Annotated in this window: 10 protein-coding genes; 4 read left to right on the top strand and 6 right to left on the bottom strand. The window is 73.1% G+C overall.

The window, feature by feature from the left end; translation table 11 throughout:
• Nucleotides 1–484 precede the first annotated feature (484 nt).
• Nucleotides 485–2,605 carry a PhoX family protein gene (locus QUY26_RS18740; protein ID WP_289948157.1) on the top strand — a complete coding sequence of 707 codons (2,121 nt, stop codon included), beginning with the start codon at nt 485–487 and terminating at the stop codon, nt 2,603–2,605.
• Between the two features lie 65 nt (nt 2,606–2,670).
• On the opposite strand, the gene QUY26_RS18735 is transcribed toward QUY26_RS18740, so the two are convergent.
• A complete protein-coding gene (locus QUY26_RS18735) occupies nt 2,671–3,681 on the bottom strand; it encodes a hypothetical protein (protein WP_289948155.1) in 1,011 nt (336 codons plus the stop codon).
• A 176-nt stretch (nt 3,682–3,857) separates the two neighbouring features.
• The gene (locus QUY26_RS18730; RefSeq protein ID WP_289948153.1) at nt 3,858–4,979 is read right to left on the bottom strand and encodes a LysR family transcriptional regulator; all 1,122 of its coding nucleotides are present in this window, start codon (nt 4,977–4,979) and stop codon (nt 3,858–3,860) included.
• 209 nt (nt 4,980–5,188) lie between these two features.
• Here QUY26_RS18730 and snpA point away from each other — a divergent pair, with 209 nt between their 5' ends.
• Together snpA and QUY26_RS18720 are read left to right on the top strand one after the other, a co-directional pair.
• Entirely contained in the window at nt 5,189–5,863 is a 675-nt protein-coding gene (gene snpA, locus QUY26_RS18725; RefSeq protein ID WP_289948151.1) for a snapalysin, read from the top strand.
• Nucleotides 5,864–6,068: 205 nt separating this feature from the next.
• Nucleotides 6,069–8,111 (top strand): FUSC family protein, encoded by a 2,043-nt coding sequence (locus tag QUY26_RS18720; RefSeq protein ID WP_436840358.1) that lies wholly within the window; start codon nt 6,069–6,071, stop codon nt 8,109–8,111.
• A gap of 101 nt (nt 8,112–8,212) precedes the next feature.
• On the opposite strand, the gene QUY26_RS18715 is transcribed toward QUY26_RS18720, so the two are convergent.
• The 4 genes from QUY26_RS18715 to QUY26_RS18700 form a co-directional block, all read right to left on the bottom strand.
• Nucleotides 8,213–9,235 (bottom strand): endonuclease/exonuclease/phosphatase family protein, encoded by a 1,023-nt coding sequence (locus tag QUY26_RS18715; RefSeq protein WP_436840357.1) that lies wholly within the window; start codon nt 9,233–9,235, stop codon nt 8,213–8,215.
• Between the two features lie 89 nt (nt 9,236–9,324).
• Nucleotides 9,325–10,368: a hypothetical protein gene (locus tag QUY26_RS18710; protein WP_289948147.1), complete on the bottom strand. Its 1,044-nt coding sequence runs from the start codon at nt 10,366–10,368 to the stop codon at nt 9,325–9,327.
• 156 nt (nt 10,369–10,524) lie between these two features.
• Entirely contained in the window at nt 10,525–11,370 is an 846-nt protein-coding gene (locus QUY26_RS18705; RefSeq protein WP_289948144.1) for an ABC transporter permease, read from the bottom strand.
• Nucleotides 11,367–12,425 carry an ATP-binding cassette domain-containing protein gene (locus QUY26_RS18700; RefSeq protein ID WP_289948142.1) on the bottom strand — a complete coding sequence of 353 codons (1,059 nt, stop codon included), beginning with the start codon at nt 12,423–12,425 and terminating at the stop codon, nt 11,367–11,369. The genes QUY26_RS18705 and QUY26_RS18700 overlap by 4 nt, the downstream gene beginning before the upstream one ends.
• Nucleotides 12,426–12,652: 227 nt before the next feature.
• Here QUY26_RS18700 and QUY26_RS18695 point away from each other — a divergent pair, with 227 nt between their 5' ends.
• On the top strand, nt 12,653–13,048 hold the full coding sequence (locus tag QUY26_RS18695) for a hypothetical protein (RefSeq protein WP_289948141.1): 396 nt from the start codon (nt 12,653–12,655) through the stop codon (nt 13,046–13,048).
• Nucleotides 13,049–13,112: the final 64 nt, after the last annotated feature.

The raw sequence follows: 13,112 nt of genomic DNA, 5'->3' as shown, positions 1-13,112 counted from the left end.
CGTACCCGCCCCCGAGGGAGCCGCCGCCGAAGAGCCCACCCCGGAGGCCCCCGCGGGCGCGGCCGAGCCCTCCCCGGACTCCGCCGGGGCCGACGTGGAGGCGTCCTCGCGTACCGCAGAGGCCGACGTGGAGGCGTCCTCGCGTACCGCAGAGGCCGACGCCGAGGCGTCCTCGGGCACCGTAGAGGCCCCCTCGGCCACCGCAGAGGAAGAAGACCGTCGGAAGACGGCTCGCAGACGTCCCAGAATGCCCATGTGCGCAACCCTTCGCATGACTTGTTCCCGCAGCCGGCCCCTGGCCATGAGGGACACGTAAGGTTAGCGGCCACCGCTCGGGGGGAGCAGACGGGCCGGACCTGACACGGATTCACCCGCCGTTCACCCGCAGTCCTCCGAGGGGCTGGCCGCCGCCTCTAGCCTCCAGCCGGAATCACCGGCAAAAAGAAGCCAGAGCGCCGTCAACCGGCCACTCATGGAGGACCCCGTGCGCAAGCTGCTGCCCCTGATCACCTCTCACCCGGGCGGCTCCGGCGGCCGCTCGGCCATGACGTGCCGGTTCCGCTGCGGCGACGCCTGCTTCCACCCGGTGCCGAACACCAGTGGAAACGAGTACATGGGCGACGTCATAGCGGGCGCCCTGAGCCGCCGTTCGATGATGCGCGCGGCGGCCGTGGTGACGGTCGCGGCGAGCGCCGCCGGTGGCCTCGCCCTCGGCCCCGGTGCCGCGGAGGCCCAGGCAGCCGCCGGAGAAGCCGCGGCCGCCGAGGCGAAACGCAGAGGCAAGAAGGCGGCCCGCGGCCTCCGCTTCACCCCCGTCGCCCCGAACACCGCCGACACGGTCACCGTCCCCACCGGCTACGGCCAGAACGTCGTGATCCGCTGGGGCGAGCCCATCCTGCGCGGCGCCCCCGCGTTCGACGCGGACAAGCAGACCGCGAAGGCCCAGGCGGGCCAGTTCGGTTACAACAACGACTTCCTGAGCCTGCTGCCGCTGCGCGGGGAGAAGCACGGGGAGCACCACGGCCGTCAGGTCCTCGTGGCGAACCACGAGTACACGGACGAGATCCTGATGTTCAAGGGGTACGACGCCAAGAACCCCACCCGCGAGCAGGTCGAGATCGCCTGGGCCGCGCACGGCCTGTCCGTGGTCGTGGTCGAGGGCGAGCGCAGGACCGGCGCCCTGCGCGCCGTGCCGCGCCACCAGCTCAACCGGCGCCTCACCACCACCAGCAAGTTCCACCTCACCGGCCCCGCCGCCCGCAGCGAGCTGGTCCGCACGAAGGCCGACCCGCGCGGCGTCACCGTCCTCGGCACGCTCAACAACTGCTCGGGCGGCACCACCCCGTGGGGCACGACGCTGCACGGCGAGGAGAACTTCAACCAGTACTTCGCGCACGCCGACAAGGTCACCGACCCGACGCAGGCCGCGCGCCTGAAGCGGTACGGCGTCGCGGGCGGCGAGTCCGAGCGCAAGTGGGAGCGTTTCGACGACCGCTTCGACCTCACCAAGGAGCCCAACGAGCCCAACCGCTTCGGCTGGGTCGTCGAGCTGGACCCGTACGACCCCGACTCGGTCCCGCGCAAGCGCACCGCGCTCGGCCGCTTCAAGCACGAGGGCGCCGAGCCCCGTCTGACCAGAGACGGCCGCCCGGTCGTCTACATGGGCGACGACGAGCGCTTCGACTACGTCTACAAGTTCGTCGGCAGCAAGCGGATGGCGAAGGGCAACTCCCGCTGGGCCCGCGAGCACAACCTGACGCTGCTCGACGAGGGCACGCTGTACGTCGCCAAGTTCACCGGTGACTCCCCGGCGAAGGAGATCGACGGCACGGGCGAGCTGCCGTCCGACGGCGAGTTCGACGGCAGCGGCACGTGGATCCCGCTGGCCACCGCGTACGCGGGCGGCAAGGCCGTCAGCCACGTCGAGGGCATGACCGCCGACGAGGTGTACGTCTTCACGCGCCTCGCCGGTGACAAGGTCGGCGCCACGAAGATGGACCGCCCCGAGGACATCGAGCCCTCCCCGCAGTCCGGCAAGGTGTACGTCGCCCTGACGAACAACACCGACCGCGGCAAGCCCGGCAAGGCCGGCGCCGACGAGGCCAACCCGCGCAACCTCAACAAGCACGGCCAGGTCCTCGAACTGACGGAGTCCCGCAACCGCCCGGAGTCCACCCGCTTCTGCTGGAACCTCTTCCTCGTCGCGGGCGACCCCGACGACCCGGCCACCTACTTCGCCGGCTTCCCGAAGGACAAGGTCAGCCCCATCTCCTGCCCCGACAACGTGGCCTTCGACCCGCACGGCAACCTGTGGATCTCCACCGACGGCAACAAGCTCGGCTCCCACGACGGCCTGTTCGGCGTCGCCACGAAGGGCCACCGGCGCGGTGAGCTGAAGCAGTTCCTCACCATGCCGAAGGGCGCGGAGACCTGCGGCCCCCTCGTCCAGGAGCGCCGCGTCCTGGTGGCCGTGCAGCACCCGGGCGAGGTCGACGGCGCGTCCGTCGAGAAGCCCGCGAGCGTCTGGCCCGACGGCCCCGGCAAGATCGTCCGCCCGGCGGTCGTGTCGGTGTGGCGCAAGGACGGCGGCGACATCGGCGTCTAGGACGTCGAGGAGCACGTGTGGGGCGCCCCCCTCGGGGGAGGGGCGCCCCACGCACGTACCGCGTCCTATTGGTCGTGCTGCTTGCGGCGGTACATCGCGAAGCCCAGGCCCGCCGCGCCCAGCGCCGCCATGCCGCCGCCCGCGGCGACCAGCGGGGTGCCGTGCGAGGCCGGGGAGGCGTTCTCGGCGCCTGCCTTCACGCCGCCCCGCGGGACGGCCCGGTCGGACGCCGAGGCGCGGGTCGAGTTCCCGGTCGAGTTCCCGGTCCCGGCGGCCCCGGTGTGCGTCTTCGGCTTGCCGCCGGTGCGGCCCTCGACCCAGCCCTTCATGGTGCCGTCGGGGTTGAGCACGAAGTGGGCGCCGTTGTGCTGCCCGTACGCCGCCTTGGTGCCGCGCTGCTTGAGGGTGTCCCAGACGATCTTCTTGCCGCTGCTCGGGGACGTGCCGATCATGTCGGCCTCGTACCCCGCCTTGGTCTTGTAGACCTTGGCGTCGAAGCCGGACTCGGCGAGGTTCCTGTACTCACGGACGAAGGTCCGCTTCTTCGACGGCTGCGGCTTGGGCTTCGGCGGGGTCGGCTTGCCGGTCTTGGTGACCGTGCCGTCCGCGGTGAGCGTGAACGTACAGCCGTTGATCTTGGTGGACGCGGGCTTGACGTACGCCTTCAGGGAGCCCTTGGCCTTGCCGTTCAGGAAGAGCCGCGCCTCGGCGCTGCGGGCGGAGGCGTTCACGTCGACGTCCGCGGTCCAGCCGCCGCCCAGGCTGACGGTGCCCTTGGACTCCCAGCCGCCGGGGACCGGCTTGTCGGGGTCGGTGGTGTCGTCGGGCGTGGTCCTGTCGTCCGGCGTCGTCCTGTCGTCCGGCGTCGGTGTCGGGGTGACCTCGTCGTCGGGCTTCGGGGTCGGCGTGGCCTCGTCGTCCGGCTTGGGCGCGGGGGTGCTCTCGTCGCCCGGGGCCACCTGGGGCCGCGGGGTGGACGGTGCGTCCGCGAACGCCGCGGTGGTGGGGACGGCGAGCGCGGCGATCGCGCCGGTGGCGATGGCGGCGGTGCGGATGGTGCGTCGGGTGGCGCGCATGGCGTGGACTTCCCTCGTGGCTGGCTTGCGTACGGTCCGTCTTTGTGCCCCTTTGCGGTGGCGACGGATATGAAGCTACGGGCGCCATGTGTGCGTCATCCGTAGGAAACGTAACAACCGGCCGGATACCGTGACGCGGAACCGTAAAACGGTAAAAATCGCAGGTCAGGTGGGGTCTAGAGGGGGGTGGGGCGAAGGTCCTGAGATGCCGCGGGACCTAGGTCCGGGGGCGGGACGGGGGTGGCGGCGGGGGCGGGGAGCGGGGCTGTGGTCGGCATCGGGACCGGTATCGCCACGGGAACCGGCACCGGGGCGGTGCCTCTCTGCTCGCGTCTCTGCTCGTGTCTGTGCTCGTGCCTCTCGCGACCTCTGCCGCCGAGGAGCCAGTCCTGGTACGCCGGGGACTCCGCGGCGGCCTCCCAGTACGCGGCCTCCAGCTCGCCGTAGACCGCGTCCAGCTCCGCCGTCGTACGGGCGGCGACCAGGAGGCGGACGCCGAGCGGGTCGCCGGCCAGGGGTCTGACCGCCATGTCGGGTCTCGCGACCGAGGTGGGCTGGCAGACGGTGACGACCTCGCCGGTGGCCACCAGGGTCGCGGCGGTGAGGTAATCGCCGTGCAGGACGCGCGGGTTGAGCCCGGCCTCCCGCAACACCCTTTGCAATCCGTCCCATTCGCCGTCGACCGTCGGGTCCACCATCCAGCGGTCGTCGGCGAGGTCCGTGAGGTGGACGACGTCCTCGCGGGCCGCGGGATGGTCGGCGGCGAGTGAGACGAACTGCGGCTCGCGGTCGACGAGGACGCGTTCGCGCAGCCCGTCGGGCAGGCGCAGCGGGCAGCCCTCGACCTCGTGGACGAAGGCGATGTCAAGCTGCCCGGCGGCCACCATTTGCAGGAGCGCGTTCGCGGAGACGTCCATCTGGAGGGAGGTCTCGGTGCCGGGCATACGGTGCCGGAGGCGGCGCAGCCAGCCCGGTATGGCGCGGCTCGCGGTGGAGCCGATGCGCAGCCGCGGGGTGCCGTCGTCGGCGCGCGCCGCCGTGGCCCTGGCCTCGGTGACCAGGGCGCGCATCTCCACGACCAGGGGGCGGGCGCGGCTCAGGACGACGCGGCCGAGGGGGGTGGGGCGGCAGCCGGTGCGTTCGCGGGCGAACAGCTGGCCGCCGACGGCGTGCTCGATGCGGCGCAGCTGGGTGGTCAGGGAGGGCTGGCTCATGCCGAGTTGGCGGGCGGCCTTGTGCAGGCTTCCGGTGTCGGCGATGGCACAGAGTGCGCGGAGATGCCTGACCTCGAGCTCCATGGGCGTGAGAGTAGAACGGCTGACGTGCTCACACCAGCCTCCCAAACCCCTACGGACCCCCATCAGTTGGTACGTACGACCGGTGTCCGGATGTGCGGTGATAGCCCCGCCCTATCGCCATCTGCCATCATCCGCGGGCGCCGTGGCTCCCCGACACTCACGGGTACCGAAACGTTCACCTTTCATCGAACGAGTAGGGAGCCCCCCACATGCACAAGCGTTACCTGTCCGTCGCCGCCGCCCTCGGTCTCGCCGCCGCCGCGCTCGGAACGTCGACCGTCGCCTCGGCTGCCGACTCCCCCCGGGCGGGTGCCGAGAAGTCCTCGGTGTCCACGGCCGCCTCCGTCGCCCGCTACCAGGGCTCCGGTGAAGAGGCCGCCGCGAACAAGGCGTTCTTCGAGGCGGTCGTCAAGGCCGTCGCCGAGAAGCGCGCCGCCAACCCGGGCGCCAAGGCCGTCACCGTGACGTACAACGCCTCGCAGGCTCCGACCTTCCGTCAGCAGATCGCGGCGTCCACCTCGATATGGAACGCCGCCGTCACCAACGTCAAGCTCCAGCAGGGCACGAGTGGTGCGAGCTTCTCGTACCGCGAGGGCAACGACCCGCGCGGTTCGTACGCCAGCACCGACGGCCACGGCCGTGGCTACATCTTCCTCGACTACCGGCAGAACCAGCAGTACAACTCCACCCGCGTCACCGCCCACGAGACCGGGCACGTCCTCGGCCTCCGCGACAACTACCGGGGCCCGTGCTCCGAGCTGATGTCGGGCGGCGGCCCCGGCCCCTCCTGCCAGAACGCCCAGCCGAACGCGGCTGAGCGCGCCCGCGTCAACCAGCTGTGGGCGAACGGCCTCGCCAAGGCGATGAAGCAGGTCCAGAAGTAGTCCGACCAGCAGCAGCCAGACCAGCAGCAGCCAGACCAGAGGGTGGTGCGGCAGCACGTTCGGTGCTGCCGCACCGTTCTGCGTCCGGCGCGGCTTCGGGTGCGTGCTTCCAGCGTTGGTTCCGGGGGTCGCTTCCGGGTTGCTTCCGGCGTGTGGAAGGTCCCGCGGGCCCCGCGTACGCGCAGGTCACCCGGCCCCCGCGATAATGGGCCACATGCGGAACCGCACCCTCAGGCCCCTCACCCCGCCCGACTGGCTGGTCCGCTCCCTCAAGCCGCAGCCCGCCCCCGTCCCCTGGGCCGCCGTGGCCCGCGCGGCGATCGCCATGTCGCTGCCCCTGGCCGTCGGCACTGCCGCGGGCGAACCGGCGTACGGCGCCCTCGCCTCGATGGGCGCGCTCTCCGGGGTGATCGGCGACACGGCGGACGCGTACCGCATGCGCATCCTCAACATCGCGGTCCCCCAGCTCTTCGGCGCCCTCGGCGTCACCCTCGGCGCGCTCGTCTTCGGCCACGGCTGGGCCGCGGTGGGCGCGGTCACGCTCGTCGCCCTGGTCTCCGGGATGATGTCGACGATCGGCGCCGTCGCCTCCGTGTCGGGGCTGCTGCTCCTGCTCAACTGTGTGATCGGCGCGGGTCTGCCGCTGCCCGGCGAGTGGTGGCTCGCGCCCGCCCTGATGACGGGCGGCGGTCTGCTCGTCCTCGCCCTGGCGCTGCTCGCCTGGCCGCTGCGGTCCGGGGTGCCGGAGCGGGCCGCGGTCGCGGCGACGTACCGGAGTGCCGCCGCGCTGCTGGAGGCCGCGGGCACCGGCGAGCGCGCCGCCGACCAGCACGCGGCGTACGACAAGGCCCGCGCCGACGTCACCGCCTCCCTCAACCAGGCCTACGACCTCGTCCTCGCCCGCCGCGCGCGCGACCACGGCCGCAGCCCCGAACTGGTCCGCCTCATCGCCGAACTCAACGCCATCACCCCCGTCGTCGAGGCCGCCCCCACCGCCCACCAGTACGGCGAGAAGCTGCCGCCGGAACTGGCGGCGGCGATGCGGAGGCTCGCGGACGCGGTGGGGCGGGGCGAACGCGGGAAGTTCGGCGTCGGCGGCGACCGGGGTGCGCGGCCCCCGCACGACGCCTACCCGGACCTCGGCCTCCCCGACGAGCTGCCGCACCCGCACGGTCCCGCCGCCCGCGCCGTGCACCACGCCCTGCGGCACGCCGCCGACACCCTCGCCGACCCCGACCCGCTCACCGTCATCCACGCCGAGGACCGCCTCGGCCGTCCCGCGGCCCTGCGCGTGCGCGCCCGCCGCGCCACCCGCAACGTCGTCCTGTCCGGCGCGTCCTGGCGCTACGGCCTGCGCCTCGCCCTGTGCATCGGCATCGCGCAGTGCCTGGTCTCCCTGATCGACGTACCGCGCTCGTACTGGGTGGCCCTGACCATCACGTTCGTCCTGAAGCCGGACTTCGGCTCGGTGTTCTCGCGGGCGGTGCTGCGGGCGCTGGGCACGGCGGCGGGTCTGGTGGTCGCCGCCGCCGTCCTGTCCTCCGTGGAGCGCGGCTGGTGGGACGTGCCGGTCGTGCTGGTCCTCGCCACCCTCATCCCCGCGCTGACCCCCCGGGGCTACGGCTACCAGACGGCCGCCATCACCCCCGTCATCCTGCTCCTCTCCGACGTCCTCAACCACCAGGGCTTCGGCCTCGTCCTGCCGCGCCTCGTCGACAGCCTCATCGGCTGCGCCATCGCACTCGTCGCGGGCTATCTCCTCTGGCCGGAGAGCTGGCACACCCGCATCGGCGACCGCCTCGCCGACGCCGTCGCCGACACGGCCCGCTACGTGGAGTGCGCCTTCGGCGACGACCCCGACGCCACCGCCCCCGCCGCCCGCGCCCGCATGCGCCGCCGCCTCTACCGCGACCTCTCCGACATCCGCACCGAGTTCCAGCGCGCCCTGACCGAGCCCCCGCCGACCGGCGCCCGCGCCGCCGCGTGGTGGCCGCTCGTCGTGGCCGTGGAACGCATCGTCGACGCGACGACCGCCGCACGGGTGCGGGTACGGCACGGAGCCCCCGCCCCCGGCCCCGACGAGGTCGCCGAGGTCTCCCGTCAGCTCCGCGAACTGGCCGAGGGGCTGCGCGAGGTGGAGGTCCTGGTGCCGGTGCCCGCCGCGTTCACCGGGCCCGAGGACGGCGTGCTCGGACCCCTGCGCCAGGAAGTGACCGCGGCCCGCGCGGTGGCGTCTCCCCGGAGATAACGGCGGATAGTCGGGGCAGTCGGGGCAGTCGGGGCAGTCGGGGCAGCCGGGGCAGCCGGGACAGCCGGGACAGAGGGGTGTCACCGCGGGTGCCGGGCGGGTCAGTCCTGTCCGCGGTGGAGCGTCAGGTCGACGAGCAGCGCCCTGTGGTCGGTGTTCCCGATCTCCAGGAACCGCGCGTCGTGCGCGGCGAAGTCGTCCGATGCCAGGACGTGGTCGATCTGCGCCCCGAACGGCCTCGGCAGCGACGTGGGCCAGCTCGGCGTGCGGGAGGACCCGGAGAGCCGGGCCGCGTCCCGCAGACCGGCGTCGAGGACGCGGCGGAACGCGGCGTGGTCCTGGGTGGCGTTGAAGTCCCCGGCGACGATGGTGGGCCGCCCGTCCCCCGCGGCGGCGTAGTCCCGCAGCCGCCCCAGCTCGGCCCGCCACCGCCCGAGGTCCCCGGGCGTCGGCGGCATCGGATGGGCGAGCTGCACCCGTACCGGGATCCCCTTCACCTCGGCCACCGCCCCCGGCATGCCCAGCGTCCCGCGCACCCCTGCGGCCTCCTTCAGCGGCAGGTTGCTGAGGATCACCGACCCGTCGGCCCCGTCGTCCCCGGCGGACGCGACGGCGGCCCGGTAGGGGTAGGCGGACTCCGGCAGCGCGGCCCGCAGCTTCCCGTCGCACGCCCGGTCGCACTCGGAGGCGAAGACGAGGTCCGGCTTCCGCTCCCGTATCGCCTTGATCAGCCCCGGCGTACCGCGTCCGAACTCGACGTTGGACGCGAGCACCCGCACCTCGGCGACGGGCGGCCCCTCCGGGTCGGACAGCTTGCCGTACGGCTCGATGAACCAGGCGAGTCCGCCGAGCACGGCCACGGCCCAGACGAGGCCGACGCGCCAGCGCCCGAGGGCGGCGAGCAGCAGCCCGGCGACGGCGGGCACGAGGAGCCACGGCAGGAAGGCGAGGACCTGCGGCACGGGGGTGACGGCGTCGGTGTCGGCGATGCGGCAGCCGAGGACGGCGCTCACGCCGACGAGCAGGATCCCGGCGGTCCACGCGGCGCCCCGGTGACTCCGCGGCGGCCGTTCGTCCACGTAACCGTCGGAATCGGCCTCGGCAGGGGTGGCCGGTGCCGTCACGTGCTCCAAGGGTCGCCCTTTCGTCACCGGGGCGACGGGGCGGTGACCGGCGCGCCCGCATTCGCCACGTCCTCAGAACAGATCCTCCCTCAGGGACGCGGACGGGCGGCGGAGGGGTTGCGCAGGGGTACGGAGTCGGCCGGGCGGGGCGCGCCGGAGCCCCCAGCCACGCCGGCTCCCCCGGAGGCGCTGCCTCCGCCGACCGGTCCGGACACCCCGTCGCCGGACACCCCCTCGCCGACCGCTGCCCCGCTGCTCTCACCCCCGCCGCCCCCGCCCCCGGCCGCCCCACCCCCACCGGCCCACCCCGTCCGCCCGCTCACCCAGGCCCCCGCCGCCACCGCGAGGCCCACGCCCACGATCACCCACGACGCCGTGCGCAGGGTGTCGGTGAGGGCGTCGTAGACGGCGCCCGCGGCGGTGCGGGAGACGTCGGGGGGCAGGTCGGCGAGGGTGAGGCCGCGGGCCACGGCGATGGCGGCGGCGAGGGTGGCGGCGCCGACGGCCGCGCCGAGCGCGGTGGCGGTGACGGCTCGGCGGCGGCGTACCGCGAGGAGGATGCCGCCCGCGGCGAGCAGCACGGCGGCGACGGGCAGCCAGAGACCGGCGACCTGGAGCATGCGGAAGCCCTTCCGGAAGTGGCTGAGGTCCTGCGCCTGCATGACGGTAACCTCGGTGTGCCGCACCGGGATGCGGCTCGCGAACGGCGTGCCCTCCTCGGTGAGTTGCCGTTTGACCTGCTCGGTGATGGGGGCGAGGTCGATGGTGACGGCGCCGTCGGAGTCGTGGGTGAGGGCGGACTGGACGGCGTCGTGGGCGGCTCGGTTGGCGGCGTTCCACGCGGTCCGGAAGGCGCTGGTCTCGGTGAAGGAGCGCACCGCGTCGTGGAGGAAGGACTCGACGGTGGACTGCAGCGGGCCCGCGTCGATCTCCTTGGCCACGGAGTCGGTCACCGCGGCGGTGACGGCGTCGCGGACGGCGGGGTCGGAGGCGAGCGGCGCCATCGTGGCGACGTACGCGTCGGCGTCCTCGATCTCGTACTTCGCCCACGTCGAGACCGTGCCGACCGGGACGAGCAGGCAGGCGAGGACCAGCAGCACGGCGGACAGGGCGGCGCGAGGACGTCGGAGCACGTCCTCAAGGCAAGACCCCGGCCGCGTGCGGTGCGACCGGGGTCACTGCATATGGGGGCAGGATTGCCCGCCTTTGTGGGACGGCGTCGGCGAGCCGCCGAGGGGTGAAGGAGGCGGGGAGGCGGGGAGGCGGGTCCGCCTCCCCGCCCCGTACGGCTACTTGCGGTTGTACAGCCGCATCGTCACCGGCCCGAACACGGCCACCAGCAGCCCCGCCCAGCCGAGGCTCCACGCGATGTCGGCGCCCGGCCAGTCACCCGCCATCAGGCCGCGGACGGAGGAGGCGACGTGCGTGACGGGGTTGTTGTTGACGAAGGCCTGGAGCCAGCCCGGCATGGTCTCGGGCTTCACGAAGATGTCGCTGAGGAACGTCAGCGGGAACAGCACCATCATGCTGACGCCCATCACGGACTTCTCGGTGCGAAGGAGCAGCCCGAACATCGTCCACACCCAGGAGAAGGCGAACGAGAAGACGAGCAGCAGGAGTACGCCGCCGAGCACGCCGAGCGCGCTGTCCGGGCGGAAGCCCATGATGATGCCGACGGTGAGCATCACGGCGGACGCCATCGCGTACCGCAGGGCGTCGCCGAGGAGGTAGCCGACCAGCGTCGAGGGCCGCCAGATCGGCAGCGAGCGGAAGCGGTCGAAGACGCCCTTCTCGATGTCGGTGTTGACCGAGACGCCCGTGTACATCGTGATCATGACGACGGACATCACCAGGATGCCGGGGAGCAGGTACTGGATGTACTCGCGCGGGGATCCGGCGAGGGCGCCGCCGAAGAGGTACGTGTACATCAGCACCATCATGATCGGGAACGCCGTGACGTCGAACAGCTGCTCCGGCACGTGTTTGATCTTGAGTACGGCCCGCCAGCCGAAGGTCAGGGACGTGGCGAGGGCGCTGGGCCGCTGCGGGCGCTCCTTGGCGATGAGCAGTTCGGCGAGGGACTCCGTGCGGACGGGGGCGAGGTCCTGGGCCTCGGTGGTGGTCGCGGTGCTCATCGGGAGACCTCGGCTTCCTTCAGGTCCTGCGGCGTGTCCTGGCCGCTGGTGGGCTCGGGTGCGCCGGGGTGGCCGGTCAGGGCGAGGAACACCTCGTCGAGGCTGGGCTGGCCCAGGGAGAAGTTGTCGACGGTGATGCCGGTGCGGGCCAGTTCGGCGAGGGCGCGGGAGGCCTGCTCGGCCGCGCCCCGGCCGTTCGCCGAGCCGCCGCCGACGCGGGCGGTGAGCGCGACCGGGTCGGGTTCGAGCTGGATCTGGGCGCCGAGCGCGACGCGCAGGACCTCCTCGGCCTGCGGGCGCTGCTCGGCGTGGCGCAGCCGGACGTGCACGGAGCCCGCGCCGACGGACGCCTTCAGCTCGCCCTTGGTGCCCTCGGCGATGACCTTGCCCTTGTCGATGACGGCGACGCGGGCGGCGAGCTGGTCGGCCTCGTCCAGATACTGCGTGGTCAGGAGCACGGTGGTGCCGTGTCCTACGACCGCGCGGACGATGTCCCAGACCTGGTTGCGGCTGCGCGGGTCCAGGCCCGTCGTCGGCTCGTCGAGGAAGAGCAGATCGGGGGTGTTCAGGATGGACGCGGCGATGTCGATGCGCCGCCGCATGCCGCCCGAGTAGTTCTTGACCTGGCGGGACGCGGCGTCGCCGAGCCCGAAGGCGTCGAGGAGCTGCTCCGCGCGGCTGTACGCGGCCTTCTTGCCGTGGCCGGTCAGGCGCGCCAGGAGCACCAGGTTCTCGGTGCCGGTGAGGTCCTCGTCGACCGAGGCGTACTGCCCGGTGAGGCTGACGAGGCCGCGGACGGTGTCGGCCTCGCGGACCACGTCGTGGCCGAATACGTGCGCCTCGCCGCCGTCCGGGCGAAGGAGCGTGGCCAGCATCCTCACGGTCGTCGTCTTGCCCGCGCCGTTCGGCCCGAGGAGGCCGTAGACCGTCCCGGCCGGTACGGCGAGGTCGACGCCGTCGACCGCGCGGTTGTCGCCGAAGGTCTTCACCAGGCCCGCGGTCTCGATGGCCAGGCCACCTGGCCCGGGGCCCCGGTGCGGCTGCTTGCTGCTCATGTCCCTGCGCCCTCCGCTTGCGGATCGTCGGCCGCTCGTCGGGTGCTCGGCAGCGGCTCGTCATGAGGGGAGACCGGGCCCGTGGCGAAAACTCATCGCCGAACGGGTTGCCGATTCCCAGAGTGGCACGAGCTCCGGTGGAGCGCGGGGCCGAACGGGTGTTTCCTTGATGGGACGCCGCAAGGCGTGAGCAGGACACCGCAAGGCGTGAGCAGAGAGGAGCCGTCATGGCTCACACCGCACACGGCGCGCCCGGCACCCACACCCTGCCCGGCATCCGCGCGCTCTCCGGCTTCTGGGCGGGCCCCGCCCTCCTCGCCGTCGTCTACGGCCTCTGGGCCGCCGCGAACCACCGCGGCGGCGGACCCATCACCGGCGGGAACGTCCTGTTCGGCGTGGTCGCGGGCATCGCCTTCGGCGCGCTGTACGTGGCCGTGCGCGGCGTCGCCCCCGCCCTGCCGCGCGAGCTGCGCGCCACGGCCTGGGCGGCCTTCGCGGGCGTGTCCTTCGGCTTCCTGTACAGCCTCACCGACGCGAGCGTGCTGCGGTCGGTGGGGATGGCGGGGGCGGTGGCGGCGAGCGTCTTCGCGGTGACGTTCTACCGCTTCTACACGCGGGAGTGACCGTACGGCCCTCTGCGCGGGAGTGACCGTACGGCCCTCTGCACGGGATCGACCGTACGGCCCT

The organism is Streptomyces flavofungini, assembly GCF_030388665.1.
Lineage (GTDB): Bacteria > Actinomycetota > Actinomycetes > Streptomycetales > Streptomycetaceae > Streptomyces > Streptomyces flavofungini_A.
This window is presented reverse-complemented; position numbering and strand designations above follow the sequence as displayed.

Excerpts from the sequence above, each read along its gene's own strand:
- snpA (WP_289948151.1), top strand. The coding sequence starts at position 5,189 with ATGCACAAGCGTTACCTGTCCGTCGCCGCCGCCCTCGGTCTCGCCGCC.
- QUY26_RS18695 (WP_289948141.1), top strand. The coding sequence starts at position 12,653 with ATGGCTCACACCGCACACGGCGCGCCCGGCACCCACACCCTGCCCGGC.
- QUY26_RS18705 (WP_289948144.1), bottom strand. The coding sequence starts at position 11,370 with ATGAGCACCGCGACCACCACCGAGGCCCAGGACCTCGCCCCCGTCCGC.
- QUY26_RS18700 (WP_289948142.1), bottom strand. The coding sequence starts at position 12,425 with ATGAGCAGCAAGCAGCCGCACCGGGGCCCCGGGCCAGGTGGCCTGGCC.
- QUY26_RS18735 (WP_289948155.1), bottom strand. The coding sequence starts at position 3,681 with ATGCGCGCCACCCGACGCACCATCCGCACCGCCGCCATCGCCACCGGC.
- QUY26_RS18720 (WP_436840358.1), top strand. The coding sequence starts at position 6,069 with ATGGGCCACATGCGGAACCGCACCCTCAGGCCCCTCACCCCGCCCGAC.
- QUY26_RS18730 (WP_289948153.1), bottom strand. The coding sequence starts at position 4,979 with ATGGAGCTCGAGGTCAGGCATCTCCGCGCACTCTGTGCCATCGCCGAC.